Source organism: Paenibacillus liaoningensis (assembly GCF_059609455.1).
In genome coordinates this window covers 25,294-41,610 of sequence record NZ_JCAALU010000003.1, presented here as the reverse complement: position 1 = coordinate 41,610, position 16,317 = coordinate 25,294, and the positions used below count along the sequence as shown (strand labels likewise).

At 48.9% G+C, this 16,317-nt stretch carries 14 protein-coding genes; 8 read left to right on the top strand and 6 right to left on the bottom strand.

Translation table 11 applies throughout. The annotated features are described in order from the left end of the window. Positions 1-54 precede the first annotated feature (54 nt). From AC6B99_RS04785 to AC6B99_RS04765, 5 genes are all read right to left on the bottom strand, one after another. A complete protein-coding gene (locus tag AC6B99_RS04785) occupies positions 55-1,446 on the bottom strand; it encodes an allantoinase (protein ID WP_496662875.1) in 1,392 nt (463 codons plus the stop codon). A 108-nt stretch (positions 1,447-1,554) separates the two neighbouring features. Next, positions 1,555-2,664, bottom strand: a complete 1,110-nt coding sequence (locus AC6B99_RS04780; protein WP_494881658.1) for an ABC transporter substrate-binding protein — start codon at positions 2,662-2,664, stop codon at positions 1,555-1,557. Between the two features lie 106 nt (positions 2,665-2,770). Next, positions 2,771-3,652, bottom strand: coding sequence for an ABC transporter permease (locus AC6B99_RS04775; protein WP_496662874.1), 882 nt, complete (start codon positions 3,650-3,652; stop codon positions 2,771-2,773). Then, positions 3,649-4,395, bottom strand: coding sequence for an ABC transporter ATP-binding protein (locus AC6B99_RS04770; RefSeq protein ID WP_056037361.1), 747 nt, complete (start codon positions 4,393-4,395; stop codon positions 3,649-3,651). Before AC6B99_RS04770 ends, AC6B99_RS04775 begins: the two co-directional genes overlap by 4 nt. A 123-nt stretch (positions 4,396-4,518) precedes the next feature. Then, positions 4,519-5,214, bottom strand: coding sequence for a GntR family transcriptional regulator (locus tag AC6B99_RS04765; protein ID WP_496662873.1), 696 nt, complete (start codon positions 5,212-5,214; stop codon positions 4,519-4,521). Between the two features lie 486 nt (positions 5,215-5,700). On the opposite strand from AC6B99_RS04765, the gene AC6B99_RS04760 reads away from it, so the two are divergent. The 5 genes from AC6B99_RS04760 (at position 5,701) to AC6B99_RS04740 (ending at position 9,777) form a co-directional block, all read left to right on the top strand. Beyond that, entirely contained in the window at positions 5,701-7,176 is a 1,476-nt protein-coding gene (locus AC6B99_RS04760; protein WP_496662872.1) for an S-layer homology domain-containing protein, read from the top strand. Positions 7,177-7,327: 151 nt separating this feature from the next. Then, positions 7,328-7,657, top strand: coding sequence for a PadR family transcriptional regulator (locus AC6B99_RS04755; RefSeq protein WP_056037353.1), 330 nt, complete (start codon positions 7,328-7,330; stop codon positions 7,655-7,657). Further along, positions 7,657-8,736 (top strand): permease prefix domain 1-containing protein, encoded by a 1,080-nt coding sequence (locus tag AC6B99_RS04750; protein ID WP_056037350.1) that lies wholly within the window; start codon positions 7,657-7,659, stop codon positions 8,734-8,736. Before AC6B99_RS04755 ends, AC6B99_RS04750 begins: the two co-directional genes overlap by 1 nt. A gap of 347 nt (positions 8,737-9,083) precedes the next feature. Then, positions 9,084-9,404: a hypothetical protein gene (locus AC6B99_RS04745; RefSeq protein ID WP_056037347.1), complete on the top strand. Its 321-nt coding sequence runs from the start codon at positions 9,084-9,086 to the stop codon at positions 9,402-9,404. 55 nt (positions 9,405-9,459) lie between these two features. Then, positions 9,460-9,777: a hypothetical protein gene (locus tag AC6B99_RS04740; protein WP_056037344.1), complete on the top strand. Its 318-nt coding sequence runs from the start codon at positions 9,460-9,462 to the stop codon at positions 9,775-9,777. 134 nt (positions 9,778-9,911) lie between these two features. Here AC6B99_RS04740 and AC6B99_RS04735 read toward each other — a convergent pair whose 3' ends face one another. Next, entirely contained in the window at positions 9,912-11,342 is a 1,431-nt protein-coding gene (locus tag AC6B99_RS04735) for an FAD-dependent oxidoreductase (RefSeq protein ID WP_496662871.1), read from the bottom strand. Positions 11,343-11,609: 267 nt separating this feature from the next. On the opposite strand from AC6B99_RS04735, the gene AC6B99_RS04730 reads away from it, so the two are divergent. The 3 genes from AC6B99_RS04730 to AC6B99_RS04720 all read left to right on the top strand — a co-directional run bounded on the left by AC6B99_RS04730 (position 11,610) and on the right by AC6B99_RS04720 (position 16,293). Further along, entirely contained in the window at positions 11,610-12,263 is a 654-nt protein-coding gene (locus AC6B99_RS04730) for a response regulator (protein WP_494862369.1), read from the top strand. A 217-nt stretch (positions 12,264-12,480) separates the two neighbouring features. Further along, positions 12,481-13,545: a DUF4198 domain-containing protein gene (locus AC6B99_RS04725; protein ID WP_494862367.1), complete on the top strand. Its 1,065-nt coding sequence runs from the start codon at positions 12,481-12,483 to the stop codon at positions 13,543-13,545. 153 nt (positions 13,546-13,698) lie between these two features. After that, entirely contained in the window at positions 13,699-16,293 is a 2,595-nt protein-coding gene (locus AC6B99_RS04720; RefSeq protein WP_496662870.1) for a copper resistance CopC/CopD family protein, read from the top strand. Positions 16,294-16,317 lie beyond the last annotated feature (24 nt).

Here is a 16,317-nt window from a genome sequence, read left to right as displayed (position 1 = left end):
GACCGAAGGGCTGTTTCATTTTATCAGCTAATAAAAGTGAGAAAACGCAAGAGCTCACACCTGCTGCCTCGCACAAGCAGGAGCGCTGCTCAGCCATTGCCCTGCAAACGGCTGAGCTATACCACTTTTAACCTCGTACACCATATTCCCTCTGCTCCAAGTAGCCATGACACGGCAGCCGAATTTTCTGCCGATATAAGGATTATGCTTATGGCGATGATAGAGATGCTCAGCTTCAAGGGTGTATGGGGCATCGAGCTGAACCATGACTAGGTCCGCATCTGCTCCGAGGCGTATTTCGCCCTTCGTATCGCTGAGGCCAAACCTTGTGGCGGGTGCGGACGACAGCATCCGACTCAGCGCCGGGAGTGGAATCCCCCTCTTTGTATAGCCTTCATCAATCATCAGCTCCAGCGAATTTTGCGCTCCCGCTATGCCTCCCCACGCAGTAAAATAATTGCTGGATTGCTTCAATTCGCTCGGGCAGGGGGAATGGTCGGAGGCGATCATATCGATATGTCCAGCAGCAAGCATCGCCCACAGCTTTTCCTGCTCGAATTTGCTCCGTAATGGAGGGGCGCATTTGGCTGCTGGACCAATCAGCTCCAAATCACGGTCTGTGAGCACCAAATAATGAGGACACGTTTCCAAGGTCACATCCATACCGCGCTGCTTAGCATTGGCTATCGTCTGGACGGCATCGGCACTGCTAATATGGACAAAATGCAAAGCGCATCCCGTCTGCTCCGCGAACAGGAGCGCGCGTTCAACCGCCTCAAGCTCAGCGCGCACTGGACGCGATGCCGTATAATCTGCCGCAGATATGGCGCCCTCAGCCAGCTTCTCTTTCGTCAAAGCAGAGACAATGGGCTCGCTTTCCGCATGAAGCGCTAACACATGTCCAAGCTCGGCGATAATCTTCATTCCAGCCAGGAGCGTCGCATCATCGACCTCGCGAAAGGCATCCTCGGATGGATCGCCGGGGGAAGACATAAAGGCCTTGAAGCCGATAACTCCGGCCTCATCCAACGCTCGCAAGTCATCTAGATGCCCCGGTACAAGCCCGCCCCATAATGCATAATCCACAACGGATTTTCCTTGCGCAGCGGCAAGCTTTTGCTGCAAGGCGGCAACAGTAACGGTGGGAGGGAGGCCATTTAGCGGCATATCGATAAAAGTAGTGCAGCCGCCGGCTGCAAGAGCCGAGGAGCCGCTGGCAAAGCCTTCCCAAGCTCCAAGTCCCGGCTCGTTCAAATGGACATGGGCGTCGATCATGCCGGGCATCACAATCATGCCGGTTGCCTGAACCGTTTGCTTGGCAGGGGCTGTCAATCGCTCAGCCAGCTGTACAATTCGCCCATTGTGGATACCAATATCCATTTGGCGAACATCATGGCTTAGGACAACCGAGCCGTCCCGGATGATTAAATCCAATGGTTCCTTCATAAGCTCACCTCTGTCCGATTAGGAGGATATAAACATAGAAGGCAGAACCACAAGGGCTCAGCCTTCCCGTTATGTTCCTCTTATTTTTATCCCTACTCAGTTACTTTTTTACTCGGTTACTAGCGCAGGATCAAGCGCTTTGAGCAAGCTCAGATCATGGTACGAAGCGAATTCAGGGATGCTTTTGATATTGCCTACACTTTTCAAATATTCGCCTACGGCTTGGCCGTTGCTCCCGTTAATGTAAGTATCATTTACTTCCATGGCGTATACGTTGCGGTTCATAATCTCTCTAAGCTCATCTTCGGTTAAGTGCAGCTCTGGCGCCAATATTTTAATTGCTTCTTCCCGATTGTCATTAATGTAAGCTGTCGCTTTCTCTAGAGCGCCAAGCATCGCTTTAATCGTATTCGGGTTTTCCTTCAAATAATCGTCGGTAACCTGTACCGTCGTATGCACGCTCATCCAGTTCACAGCGCCCGTTTTATCAGGAAGCTCGCTTTTTGTGCCGCTGAATAGAAACTTGCCGCCACCTTGAATCGCCTTCGTAATGAATGGCTCCCACGCTGCCATTGCATCGATTGACCCGTTCTGTAAAGCGACAACGGCGTCACTCGGCGCGAGGTTGACGTATTTGATTTTGCTTACGTCAACGCCAAGCTCCTTGCCCATATTATCGATGGCGAACTTGACATCTGCTCCGCTTGGAATGCCGATTGTTTTGCCTTCCAGATCCTTAGCGCTTTTCAATTCAAGCTTGCTAGAGCCGACGACAGCCTGTGTTCCGGCAATTTGAGCTAGCGGCGCTACAATTTTCACGGGAATATTGGAGGATTTCAAAATAATATCCATAAAGTTCGTTTGAATGCTGACAGGAGCGCTGCCCCCTGCAACCAAAGGAGCAATATCCGGGCCGCTTTCGATGAGCTGGCTTGTTACATCGAGGCCTGCTTCCTTGAAGTAGCCAAGCTTGTCGGCAATAATTTGCTGGGAGGAAATTTGGGCGTCGCGAACGCCGACGAGTGTAACGGTTGTCGTCTCGGGAGTGTCATCGGCAGCAGCCTCAGGCGAGCTTGTTTCCGCAGCCGCGGCAGTAGGGGCAGAGCTAGCGTTTCCGCTTGCACTCGTAGCTTCTTCCTTCGCGCCGCATGCCGTCAGCGCCAATGCCAGAGCGGAAACGACCAATAATTGTTGAACCCATTTTTTCTGATTAGCCATCGTAATCTCTCCCTATACCCATTGTTTTTTGTCTCTAAATTCTAAATTCTACTTTCTCGATTCTGCCAGCCGCATAAAGCGGATCAAGCTCCCCTAGATGTGCGTGCTACTTCTCAACCGCTTCGCTCATCCCTCCTTTGCGCCAGCTAAGAACCTTGTTCTCCAACAGCTTAAGCAAGACGGAGAAGATGCTATAAATCAAGCCAATAAAAATAATGGCAACGAACATATTGGAAATTTTAAAATAATTCCGTGCGTCTACAATAATATAGCCGAGCCCCGATTTGGCACCCATCATCTCGGAAACGATCAGGGCGGAGAAGGACAATCCAAGGCTGACTCTGGCGCCTACGATGAAACTCGGAATGGCGGAGGGAAGCAGCACTCTTCTGAAAATTTGCCGTTCCGAAGCGCCAAGGCTCATCGCCGAACGGATAAGGGTAGAAGGGACGGTTTTGAACCCGTCTACCGTATACACTAATACCGGAAGAAACGTCGTCCAGGCAATGAGCAGAACCTTCGGAAATTCTCCGATTCCAAACCAGATAATGATCAGAGGGAGCAGGGCGAGTGCCGGAATCGGACCTACTAAATTCAGCAGAGGAGACATCCAGCGCTCCACTTGACGAAACTTGCTCATTAATACGCCGATGAAAACGGCAAGCACACAGCCGATAACAAAACCAGCCGCAATACGCAAAGTGCTGGATAGCAAGCTCTCAAAGAGAAGGCCCGTTTGCGCAAGTGCCCAAGCATCGCTAATAACGAGTGAAGGGGGTGGGAGAAAAAGCGGATTGAACAGTGCCGCTTTCATATTTATTTGAGAAAAAACTTCCCATAGAATGAAAAAGGCCAGATAAGGAACGAAATTCGATGTTCGCATAAAGCTGGAGCTAGGCTTAGCCTTCAACCTGCGTACGGCCTGATGTGCCCCAAGCTTGCCCGCTTGCGCCCCCTCGGCTGTGAAAGAACCTGATGTCTCGCTCATTGTACGGCCTCCTCCAATTCATTCTCCATCAATACGTGCTCGATTCGCTGCATAGCCTCGCCGAAGCCGGGCATATCGAAGGTGCGGGGATGCGGAAGGTCGACCTTAAATTCATCAGCAATGACACCGTTTTTCATGACGACAACACGGTCAGCCAAATAAATCGCTTCGCTTATGCTGTGTGTCACGAACAAAGTAGTGGGCTTTAGCTTTTCGCAAATGCGGCGCAGCTCTCTGCGCATCATGTCGCGGGTCAAAATATCCAATGCCCCGAAAGGCTCATCCATCAGCAAAATATCGGGGGAGCTTGCGAGCGCCCGGGCAATGCCTACCCGCTGCTTCATCCCGCCTGACAATTCGGCTGGGTATTGATCCGCATATTTCTCCAAGCCAACGAGACCTAAAAACTGTCTGCCGACTTCCTTAGCCTCTGCTTTTCCCGCTCCTTGGACTTCCGGGCCAAAGCTTATATTTTCAAGTACCGTGTACCAAGGGAATAGAGCGTGATCTTGAAAAACCATGCCGCGAGCTTTGGAAGGGCCGCGAATTAGCTCGCCATCCACGAGCAGTTCCCCTTCATCAGGCAGCAAATAGCCGGCGATCATATTAAGCAGCGTAGATTTGCCGCAGCCGCTATGTCCAAGAATGCATACGAACTCGTGAGCATCCACCGTTAAATCGACATTTTTCAATATCGTCCGTTCACCAAAACGCTTTCCTGCATTTCGCACCATCAACTTCATCGCTATCCCTCGCTTTCTACCAAACATGTCCCTTGTTGTATCCCATTTATGAAGGTATCCCATCCAATATGAAATCCAAGATTGGATACAATCCTGTGCAAAAAAAATGATCGGCCTGCCGTCTCAGCTTTTCGCACTGGCGTAATGACCGTTTGCCAATCGGAAAACCTCGCTTAAGGACTGAGGAGCCGTTCCCTTTTCTTCGAACTGGAGCGTATCTTCGATTTCCTTTAAATGCTCGGTCATCAAACGTTCCGCCTGCTCCGCGTCGCCTTGCTCGATTAAAAGCACTAATCGTCGATGATCGCTGCAATGCATATGCTTACTCATGCCATATAGGGCGATGATCACGTAGGTGAGCGATATAAGCTCCTCCAAATAGCGGTAATAATAATTATTGCCTGTGAACTCGGCGATTTTGAGATGGAAGTTGCCCGAGAGCCGCAGGGCGAGCAAAGGATCGCCGTTGTGATGGGCCTGATGTTCTTCATCAAGCAGCCTGCTTAACTGTCCGAGCTGATCGGCGGTCAGCTTTCCACTTACTTTTTTCACGCTGGAAGCTTCAATGACTCTGCGCATTTCGAAAACTTCCTTGGCCTCATCGACCGTAGGGCATGCAACGAATGTTCCCTTGTATGGAATCACCGTCACAAGCTTCTCGCCTGCCAGCTTGCGGAGTACATTGCGTACTGGCGTGCGGCTGACTCCGAACGATTCGGCAATAACCTCCTCGACGAGCTGCATGCTAGGGCGCAGCTTTTGCTGAATAATGGCATCTTTAATGGCTATATAAATATCAAGTTCATTTGCTACCCCCACTGGGAACATCTCCTTTCTAAGGCGGATCAGTCAAACGAAAGTGTTTGTTATGTTTTATAACATGAATAGTAAATTAAAAGCACTTTACAAGTCAACAGTTATTTTTGAATGGGGTGAAATGACGGTTTTATAAAAGTTATTTCAGAATTCCAATTGGTTTTAGCACTTTCACGTATAAATGCTTGTCTTTTTCGCTAGCTCGCTTTTATTTTGCGGCATATTTATGTAATATAAACTAACACAAATAATAGATTGATAGCTGATTTTTAATTTGCAGGTTGTCCTACTTTTAAACTATAAAAAACACCTATATAGTGGTAGAATTGGATGAATGAAATGAATGTGAAGGGTATAAAGAACTAGACGAAAATCATTTTGGGGTTATGCTTTTTATTTATTTTTATAACATTATAAAGTTGAGAGGATTGAATCATCATTATTAAATTTTATTATCGTATCAGTGTAACAGGGTTGGTTATTCTGCTTATGTCATTGGTTTATTTGCCTAGGGAGCAAGTGGTATCGGCGAGAGCGGTTGTTCAAGAGTTTGCCGCAAGCTCATCCGTTAAAACGGATAAAGCCCTTACAAGAGCTGAGGCGGCCAGCATGCTGAGCCGGGTTACCCAATTGCCAAAGCCTGACATGGCGGATGTAGCGTCGGTATTTCCTGATCTGGACAAGCATAGCAGCCGCAGCGATGTGCGCAAGCTCGTTGCCCTTGGAATGATTGCGAAAAATGACTACCCCAAAGGCTTCCAGCCTGACAAGGCGGTGACCCGCTTTGAAATCATGAAATGGATGGCTAGCGGACTTGCGGTGTCCGACGAAAGCTTCAAGCAAGCGTTGGCGGATACGGTGAATACGCTGCTGCCTACTCCTGAGACTTATAAAGGCGGCATTGCGGACAAGCAAATTCCGTACATCGCCGTTATTCGAGGAACGGGCATTATTACAGGGATGCAGGATGGCACGTTTCGGCCCGCTTATCCCGTTTCGAAGGCTGAGCTGGCGGCCAGTCTGCTCCGCTATAAGCGAGTGGAGGGCACCAAAGCGGAAGGTTATCAGGCTTTAAATGAGCTGCGGGAAGTGGGACTAACCGGCAGCAATCTGAGTAGCATTACGAAATTCAAATACGAAAGAGTAACCTATTTTAACAATGACGGAACCTACAAGCCTGAAGCTGTTGCAAGCGCGGGGATTGACCTGGAGCAGCACATTGATGTCAGCACCTTGGAGCCCTATCTGCGCATTCCGGGCATAGGATTGGATTATCACCATTTTGTAAATGGCTATAGCAAGCGCTACAAGTTCGTTAGGCTGGAGGAGCTGGGGATGAGCCTGAAGGATGCGATAGCAGATGCATATGACACAGGATATATGCCGCATCTTGGGGTAGAGGATCCGAGCAAGCTTAGCCAGAAGGATTTGAATTTGATATTGTCACACGAGGATGCTACTTTGAAGGTTGAGGGGAGCAGAATGCCGTTTACCTCCTTTGCCGATGTGGTCGACAGCCCTATCAAGGCCAAGAAGGTCGCTACGGCCAAGCTTCACCGAATGATTTTCGTCGATGTTCCCGTGACGGGCAAAGGGGAAGCGAAGGGTGTTTATGCGAACTATTTTGCCGATTCCATTGCAACTTGGCGCAAGCTTGATAATAGTGTTTACATGGCCTTCACGGAAATGACGATCCAGACCCATGCGGAGAAAATGGATCTTATGGGCTTCTACAACGCCATTGGCAATGGGAATGGGAACGGATTTTTTAAATTCAGCCGTCTCGCTCCCGAAACGATGGACAAAAACGGGCTGACTACCGTTCCGATGGCTACTTCCACTTATTTTACTAAAGACAGCGTCAGACGCTTTTGGACCTTTGGTACCTATCTAAAAAAATACCGTGATCCAGTCCACCTCACGACTGACTCAGGCGCTTACTTTAGAGCGTATTACCAACCTTAATCGAAGCACCCCTTGTCCTCTCTCTATGAGAGTGAAGGGGTGCTTTTTCTCTTGCTGCTCATAGGATAAACGGAAGGTGTGCCTATTCGGAGCAACTACCTTGCATAACAATGTATATAAATATATAATGCAGTTTAGGAGGTGACACCTTTTGCCAATTGAGAAAGAGATTTTGAAGGGGTATATCGATATTATTATTCTTTCGTTGCTGTTTGAAAAAGATATGTACGGATACGAGATGGCTAAAATGGCTCATCATAAATCACAATTTGAATTAAAAGAAGGAACGATGTATTTGTCTTTGAAAAGAATGGAGAAAAACGGGCTTATTGAATCGTATTGGAATGATAGCGAGTCGGGGGGAAGCAGAAGGAAGTATTATAAAATTCTTTCTGAAGGCGTAGAGCGATTGAGGCAGAAAAAACAGGAGTGGATTGAAATTAATCAAGTGCTTTCCACTTTTTTGGAAGGGGTCGAATAATGAAGCAAGTTGATGTATTTATTGATGAGCTATACCAAAATGTACGGGATACCGCTCATGTGAGAGAGCTTAAGGAAGAAATGCGTGTCCACTTACTTGAGTCCATAGGTGAATTGCAAAGCCAGGGTCTTTCTTTGGAAGAGAGTATTCGAACGGCCTTTGAAAAATTCGGCGATGTAGATAAACTAAAGAAGGAATTAACCGAAAATGATGTGATTCGCCGAACGAGAGCAAGTAGATTTTTAGCGCTCATTGTTATACTTGGTGTTTTAGGCTCCGCTATTTTACTTCTATATAGCATGTGGAACGACAATATTTCACAAAATAAAGTAAATCAGGTTTTTGATGAGGTAAAAATATTCGCTAATAGTGATAAGGAAATGTCGGAGGAGCTTCTAGCCGATATTTTGACAAATAATGCGAGCATTTCGGCAATCGGGTTTAAACGGGTTCCTGCTGGCAAAGCAAGTCTAGAGTATCCTTATGAATATATTTATCCGGCGAGTACACCTATCGATTCTTATGGGGAATTTGCAAATTCTTCACCGAACGGCATTTGGTTTACGAACAACTATAAATATTCATTGCAGGCTCAAGGCAAGAATAGCCATGCAGATATTGCTGTTGATGTGATGCTATGGAAATTTTCAGATAAATTTTATTTAGTAGGTTGTGGACTGCTTATTTTATATTGGCTGCTCTTTATCGTCTGGGCAACTACAAATTTGTATGTCAATCATACTCAAAAGAAATGGAAATGGCTTGTCATCTTTACTTTATTCAATGTAATTGGTTATTGGCTGTACATCGATGAAATTAAATCAGCGCAACTGCGAAGGTCCTGGCTTTATATCAAAATGATTGCATGTCTCGCCGGATTATATATTGGATATCGTGGCATAAAATTGATGCTTTTGCAGACAAGAAGTGAAAATATGGTTATTAATGAATTAGGTATTGATGTCCCATTAAACACACAATCGCTTGTTATTTATGGAGCTGCATTCGTATTAGCGGGTATTTTTCTAGTTCTCATTCCCTTCAAGATTCATAATAAACTGGTTTGGAAAAAGGGATAACAACAATCACCAACCGTTATCCTTCCGTTATCCGTATGCTGCTTAAAGCATAAAACAAGGGCTATCCCCGGAACGTTTAGTTCCAGGAATAGCCCTTGCTGTATTTTAATCGTAAGCATCTCAGGTTGTTAGATCGTTTTGACAGCCGGAGCAGCCTGTGTCTCTACTGCATCAGGAGCAGCCGTTCGCTGGAGTTCTTGATGAAATGATGTCCCAACTAGGACTTACTGTTCTATTTTTGGATACCTATAGCATACTCTGGGTATATATGCCAATTGGTACCTATATGGTATTTATGGCATTAATTTCATTAAATGGTTGAAGCTTATAACTAGGAGGGATCGTTTATGGAAAGGCCTATTGGGATTATTGTGTCAGAACCACATGCTTTAGCAGGGCAAGGTAGTCGTTCAAGTGGAAACTTCTCTACGGAATGGTTTGGAGGTGCCCATGTCATGTTGGTTGAAGTAACGGTCGATGGTCAAATTGATGATACGATAACTTTCAATATTGCCGAAGATAAAAGTGGCAGTGATCCTGTTAGAGCTCGTGATGTGAAGAATAACTATCAAGTGGGATATATAGGAAGTAACTCGTTATACATTTGTGAGGTTAGATGTCCAGCGAATAAGAATTTTATGATTACATTTAAACCTTATGTCAACTAAATAATTCAAAATGAATTTTTATGAAAATAGTCCATTAAATTTAGGGGTGTGAATCATGAACAGACCAATCGCTGTTGTTGTATCCAGTAATACAGTTTTAAATGATGAAAGAAGTCGCACAAGCGGTAATTTTTCGACGAAATGGTTTGGCTCATGTAAATATATGGAGGTTGAAGTGAGCGTAAATGGTAAAATTAATAATGATATTAAATTCAGCATGGCTATTGATATTAATAATGGAAACGATGTTACGAAATATAATGACGTCAAAAATGGTTCTAGAATAGATTATTATGATTCAAATACTTTTTATATTTGCGATGTACCTTCAAGTCAACGTGAAAATTTTATGGTTAAGTTTTTTCCCGTTTAGGAGCAAGGTACAGCTTGTTCAATTAACGTAATTGTGAAGGAGAAAAGGGATGTCTCCGACCGTTAGGCTCGGGGCATCCCTTGCTAAAGCATACAGGAAAATGGAAGATTGAGTGGAGATATCGGTACGAATTGTTATTTCACTGGGCTGACAGGTGCCGTCGGTGCTTCCGCAGCGGCTGGGTCAGCCTTACGTGCTGGCTGGGCTTGCTTCTCCACCTGCTCAGCAGGGGCAAGCGCTGCTGCTTGAAGCGCTGCCTGGTTAAGTGAGCTCCACGGCTTGTTGTAATGCGGCTGGAAGAAGAAGTCGACGAAGCCAACCTCATCAATCGTCATGCGGTTTTGGATGCATACCGACATCGTATTCATCATTTGCGTCAGATCGGCTTTCGATAAAATTTGTGCGCCGACGACACGCTCGCTGTCCGCTTCATAAACGAATTTTAGCGTGACCTCCTCAAACGTTGGCATAAATTCCGGACGGTAGTTTTCAATGATTGTGACAGTTTTCACATTCATTTCAGCAGCAAGTGCAGCTGTTTCAGTCAAGCCCGTCGATGCAATGTTGTAGTCAAAAAGCTTAATGGCCGACGTTCCTTGCGTGCCTAAATATTTCACGCGCGGCTGCAGCAGGTTTTTGCCGATAAGCGTTCCCATCCGGACCGCATTCGTAGCGAGCGGAATGTAGGCATGCTGGCCAGTCGGGTTGTACATAACCGCACAGCTGTCTCCGGCTGCGAACACATCAGGCTTGCTGGTGCGCATATATTCGTCGACGATAATGGCGCCATTCGGCAGCATATCGACTTGGCCCTTCAGCAGCTCCGTATTAGGACGGAAGCCAATGCACATAATGACAAGATCAGCTTCGTATTCGCCTTTGGTCGTCAAAATCTGTTTCACTTCTCCGTTTGTACCCTTGAAGCCCGTAACGGTCTGGTCAAGCGCAAGCTCGATGCCATGGGCGGCGAGATCCGTTTCGATCACATCGGTGTATTCCTGATCCAAATATTTGTACAAAATGCGATCCATATTATCAATCAGAGTAACCTGCTTGCCAAGCTGCTCGAACGCTTCCACCAGCTCGATGCCGATATAGCCCGCACCAATGACGGCAATGCGGCCCGCATATTTCGCTTTTTCAATAATCGTTTGGGCGTGATTGTAGTTTTTGCATAACAGTATATTTTCAAGCTCCATGCCTTCGAGCTTTGGAATAATCGGCCACGAGCCCGTTGTCACGACGAGCTTGTCAAAGCTGTTTTCAAACGTTTCATTCGTCAGCAGATTGCGGACGGTGACGGTTTTTGCATCGGTATCGACGTTCAGCACCTCATGCTGCATATGCGTTTGAACGCCCATTACGGCAAGCTGCTCAGGCGAAGCATAGAAGAGCTTGGTCGGATCTTTGACGACGCCTCCGACATGAAGGGCGATGCCGCACGACAGGAAGGAAATATTGTCATTTTTCTCGAAAACGGTAATTTCCGCCTCAGGGTGGAGCTTGATAATCTGATTAATTGCGGCAGTTCCTGCATGTGTACATCCAATAACGGTAACCTTCATAGTAGGGCCTCCTCGAGTATATGTGAATGTTTTCACAACCATAATGTCTAATGTGAAATGATTCACAATGTGTTGTTGGTATTATCATAAAACATTCGATGCCTGAAAACAAGGTCGGAATTGTGAACTTTTTCACAAGGTATGGCATAGCCCGTTCGAGCCATGTTCAAGCGGGTTATTTTCAGCGACAATAAAGGTGTACAATATATAAGTAGAAAAGTGCGGCAGTGTTGCAAAGCTAGATAGAATGAGAAAAGAGGGAAGGGCATGACCCAGCCGGTTCGAATATTGATTGTGGATGACCATCATCATGCGCGCGAGGGCATACGGGCGATTTTGCAGGCGGAGCCTTTGTTTGAGGTCGTCGGCGAGGGATGCAGCGGGCTTGAGGCGCTTGCGCTCACCGAGCAGCTGATGCCGGACTTGATATTGATGGATATTAATATGAAGGAGATGGACGGGCTCGAAGCGACGAAAGAAATTAAAGCCCGCTACCCTTATGTGAAAATCGTGATTATAACCGTATCGGATGATATTACGCATCTGTTCGAGGCGCTTAAGAAGGGCGCGCAGGGCTATTTGCTCAAAAATTTAAATCCCGGCGCCTGGCGCGAATATTTGAAGGCCATTGCACTGGACGAAGCACCTTTGTCACGGGAATTGGCGCAGCGGATTTTGCAGGAGTTCGCCCTTGCAGGTGCGGGCAGACAGCAGGCCGAGGAAAGTCCGCTCACGGCGCGTGAACAGGAAATTTTGCGCTGTGTGGCGCAGGGGGCGGCCAATCGGGACATTGCCGGCATGCTGATGATTTCGGAGCATACCGTGAAAAATCATCTGAAAAACATTTTGCAAAAGCTCCATCTGGACAACCGTGTGCAGCTGGCGAAATATGCGTTCGAGCAAGGGTATTTGCGGGACTAGAGCTCAGCTCATGCGATGAGCTTATAGTCTTCTAATAAGGGTATAGTCTTCTAATGAGGGGCTAATGCTTGACCAGTGCCAGCGATCCGTCATCAAAGGTTCACAGCTTGGTCGCAAAGCTGATGCAGAATAGCCCTTTGTAGTCATTCTTTCCCTGAGGGCAGGCCGATATAATAGGATTTAGTTATCCAATATCGATGCTCAGGGGGCTATTTTAATGATCATTTGGAAAAAGAAACTGGCAGCAGCAGCGCTTGCCGCAGTACTAACGTTCAGCGTATCGGCGACCGCGTTCGCCCATGACGGCTGGACGCAGACGAATGCGCCGATTATTGCGCAGGGTGAGGTTGCGTACGTGGATTTGCTTTTCGGCAACCACTCGAACGATCACAAGAGCTATCGCATTACCGGCCAATGGGGCGTAGACAGCTCAAAGGTTTATGTGACTTCTCCGGCAGGCGTGAAGACGGACATTACGTCTACGCGGTTTTACACAGGTGAAGCAGCTACAGAGACGGAGCCAGCCGTAAACAATGGTTTTGTCGCTTCCTTCTCGGCGGCATCTCCCGGAGCTTATATCGTGACGGGCGAATCGGACAGCGTAAGCACGACCTCGCTCAGCCGCTCGATGCGCAGCGCGAAATCGTTCGTCGCGATCAGCGATCTTCCTCTTATTGCGCGGGTTAGCGCGCTGAAAGGTTTTGCAAATCCGGTGAGCCTTGACCGTGCGGAATTCGTACCGCAATTTAATCCGGCAGCTGCTCTGCCAGGGCAGGAAGTAAAGGTGCAAATGCTGCTGAAAGGCAAGCCGGTAGCGGATGCCGAAGTGTCGCTCATTCGCCGCAGCAACTCCGAAGGACAGACGCTGACAACGGATGACAATGGCTATGTGACTTATAAAACGGGAGCAGCCGACTATTATTTGCTGCGTGCTTCGACGTCTACGGATGAGAGCAAAGAGGGCGAATATACGAAGGTCAATTATACGGCAACGATGACCTACACGGTGCAAAATGCAGGCGTCAAGCTGCCCGCAGGCAAAGTCAGTCCCATTCCTTATGTCTACGTCGATGGCAAGCTCGTATCCAGCGACAGCCTGACCGTAGTAAAAGGCTCAACGAACGCCAGCGCTGATTTCCTGAAGCAGTATATTGATCCAAGCTACAGCAGCAAAAATCCCGCTTCCTTGCGTCAAACAGCAGAGAAAGCGGGAGCGGTTGTCGAGTTTTTGCCAGCAGTTGGCGACACCCGTGCAGCTGTGCTGATTTACACGAAAAAATAGAAGGCTTGGCTTTAAGCGGCAGCAAGCCCCAGTGCTCTGCCCGCCATGAAACATCAAATGAAAGCAGCTGCCCGAAAAGCGCAGCACTGCTCACGCATAGCGGGGTCGCCATCATTAGGCGGCTCTGTTTGCATGAGAAGGAAGGAGAGGCGAATGATTCCTCATAAGTTAAAAATAAACCTGCTAGCGCTGGCGGCGCTGCTGCTGTTTATGCTTTGCAGCCCGGCCCTTGCGGACGCGCATGCGAATATGGAGCGTTCGACTCCGCTCCAGGATGCCGAGCTCAGCGAATCTCCTTCATCGATTCGCATCCAGTATACGGAAGAGTTTGATCCGGATTTAAGCCGGATTGTACTGGAGGATGAGGCAGGCAATGCGATTAAAGGCAAGCTGTCTGCGGAGAAGGATAGATGGCTCGTGTATACGATTCCGAAGCTGTCGCCCGGTATTTATAAGGTGAAATGGCAGGTGCTGTCCGTGGACACACATGTCACGGACGGTTCCTTCCGCTTTGCGGTCGGCGTGCCGCTCGCTTCGACGAAGCCGAGCGATACGATCTCGCTCGACGGCGGCGCCAGCAATGCTTCGCCGTCACCGGCTGCTTCGCCGTCACCGGCTGCAACGGCGAAGCCAAGCGCATCAGCCTCGCCGAGTGGTGCCGGAAGTGGGAGCTCTGGCAAGGGCAACGACGCTTCATCGGGAGCAGCCGGACAGCCGGGCAGCGGAAGCTCCAGCAGTGGCAACAGCACCACGGGAGGTAAAGGCGGCAGCTCGCAGGGGGGCGGTGCCGCTAACGGCAGCAGTGCGGGAGGCACGGCATCTGGCGGAACAGCGGGGAGCGGCAGTTCCTCAGGAGGCAGCAACGCCGCGGATGGAACGGTAAAAGGCGGAGGCTCTTCTGCCGGAACCGGAGCGTCAGGAGGCAAGACGAATGGCGGCGGAAGCAGTTCGACGAGTCCATCATCAAGTGCTGGCGTAGGAAACGGCGGAGCAACTGGAAGCGAAGCGAATTCAGGGGCCGGAGCAGCTGAAGGTTCGGCCGTCTCCAGCCAAACAGGCACTGGCAGCGCAGCTGGCGGCAATAGCTCGGCAACGGGGCTGGGGGAACAAAACAGCTCGGCTGGGGACGGGAGCGGCGAAGCATCCGCAGGAAGTGATGAGGCGGAAGGCTCTTCTGAAAATAGCGACGGGAAATCGGCAAACGGTGATGTTGCTGAATCGGCTAACGGCGAGCAGCAAGCTGCAACGGGTCTTGATCCGTCTATCACTGCAACCGATTCGCCTGCTGCGACGGAAGGGGATTCAACCTCTGGCGAGACGGCGCAAGCAGCGGATGCATCGCATGGGCATTCCATGTCTGGCGAACATGGATCAGACGTTCATGGAGCCGATTCCGACATGGAAATGGATGCGGACGGCAATATGATCGGCCATTCGGGAGACCACAATGCCGAGCATCAGACTGATTGGCGGACGGTTATTTATACACTTCTGCGAGTTATTGAGGTCATTGCAGCAGCTTGCATGGTCGCTTTTTTATATGCCAGATATGTGCTTTGGTCACGCGCTGATGGCTCAGCGATTCCAAAGCTGCTTAGCAAGCGAAGCGAGCGCCTCTTATTTATAGGTGCGGGAATAGCGCTTGGCGCCACAGGATTTGTCCACGTATGGCTGTTGGCGGAGCAGCTAAGCGCATTCGATATGGGCAGCGGCAGCACGTTGTATCAAAAGATTTTGTCCGCGACGATGGTGGGACGCGCAGCATGGCTGCGGCCGGCGTTGGCGGCGCTTATGCTGCTGCTGGCTTATGCGCCGCAGCGCGATGAACGCTGGGTAGCGCCGCTGAAATGGCTCATGGCCTTGCTGCTGACGGTGCTTTACCCATTAACGGGCCATGCCAATGCCTCCCCGTTGTTTTCGGCAGCGGTTTTGTCGCATATTGTGCATATTTGGACGGCGGCGATTTGGTTTGGTGGTCTGATGGCTATTATTAGCGCCACCTTGAAGGCTAGTTTTCCAAGTGTCGAGGAACAGCAGCAGACGCTGCACGAGATGATCAAGCGATTTTCGCGGGCCGCGCTGCCGATTATTATTTTGCTGGCAGCTACAGGCATCATCTTGTCCTTGCAGCGGCTTAACGTTTGGACGGAGCTTGCAAGCAGCAGTTACGGCCGCTTGGTTCTGCTAAAAACGCTGCTGCTGGTTGCCGTTATCGGCATTGGGGCTTACCACCGGTTTGCCCTAATGCCGCGTTTGGCAGCAGGGTTGGGAAAAGGTGCAGCAGACAACAGCTCCGCTCATCCATTTGTTCAGGCGGTGCGTATAGAAGCGCTGCTGGCGCTTGCCGCTTTTATCGTGGCTGGCATGCTGTCTTCCACCGCGCCGCCAGAGCAGCCTGTCTACGCTGAACCTGTCTACTGGCATGTGATGGGCGATAAAGCCCATATGTCCATGCGAATTAAGCCTGAAGAGCAGGCTTATCAGCTTGATGTGTGGCTGCCGACTGGCATGGGCGCTCCAACACAAATAGAAGTACAGGCGAAAGGTGATAGTGGGCAGGGAGAGGTGCAGGACATTCCTTTTTCGTTTAATAAGGGAGGGCCTGATCCTTACGGCTATGAAGGCTTTGACAAATATACATATTTGTCGAAGGCCCCGGTGCCTGCGGTCGGCGATATATGGGATATGACGATTGTCATTACCGATCCAACAGGCGAGAAGCATCGCTATGAGAAGCATATACCTTAATGTGCGGAATGAGCGATAACAGCA

Excerpts from the sequence above, each read along its gene's own strand:
- AC6B99_RS04785 (WP_496662875.1), bottom strand. The coding sequence starts at position 1,446 with ATGAAGGAACCATTGGATTTAATCATCCGGGACGGCTCGGTTGTCCTA.
- AC6B99_RS04780 (WP_494881658.1), bottom strand. The coding sequence starts at position 2,664 with ATGGCTAATCAGAAAAAATGGGTTCAACAATTATTGGTCGTTTCCGCT.
- AC6B99_RS04775 (WP_496662874.1), bottom strand. The coding sequence starts at position 3,652 with ATGAGCGAGACATCAGGTTCTTTCACAGCCGAGGGGGCGCAAGCGGGC.
- AC6B99_RS04770 (WP_056037361.1), bottom strand. The coding sequence starts at position 4,395 with ATGAAGTTGATGGTGCGAAATGCAGGAAAGCGTTTTGGTGAACGGACG.
- AC6B99_RS04760 (WP_496662872.1), top strand. The coding sequence starts at position 5,701 with ATGTCATTGGTTTATTTGCCTAGGGAGCAAGTGGTATCGGCGAGAGCG.
- AC6B99_RS04750 (WP_056037350.1), top strand. The coding sequence starts at position 7,657 with ATGAAGCAAGTTGATGTATTTATTGATGAGCTATACCAAAATGTACGG.
- AC6B99_RS04745 (WP_056037347.1), top strand. The coding sequence starts at position 9,084 with ATGGAAAGGCCTATTGGGATTATTGTGTCAGAACCACATGCTTTAGCA.
- AC6B99_RS04740 (WP_056037344.1), top strand. The coding sequence starts at position 9,460 with ATGAACAGACCAATCGCTGTTGTTGTATCCAGTAATACAGTTTTAAAT.
- AC6B99_RS04735 (WP_496662871.1), bottom strand. The coding sequence starts at position 11,342 with ATGAAGGTTACCGTTATTGGATGTACACATGCAGGAACTGCCGCAATT.
- AC6B99_RS04730 (WP_494862369.1), top strand. The coding sequence starts at position 11,610 with ATGACCCAGCCGGTTCGAATATTGATTGTGGATGACCATCATCATGCG.
- AC6B99_RS04725 (WP_494862367.1), top strand. The coding sequence starts at position 12,481 with ATGATCATTTGGAAAAAGAAACTGGCAGCAGCAGCGCTTGCCGCAGTA.
- AC6B99_RS04720 (WP_496662870.1), top strand. The coding sequence starts at position 13,699 with ATGATTCCTCATAAGTTAAAAATAAACCTGCTAGCGCTGGCGGCGCTG.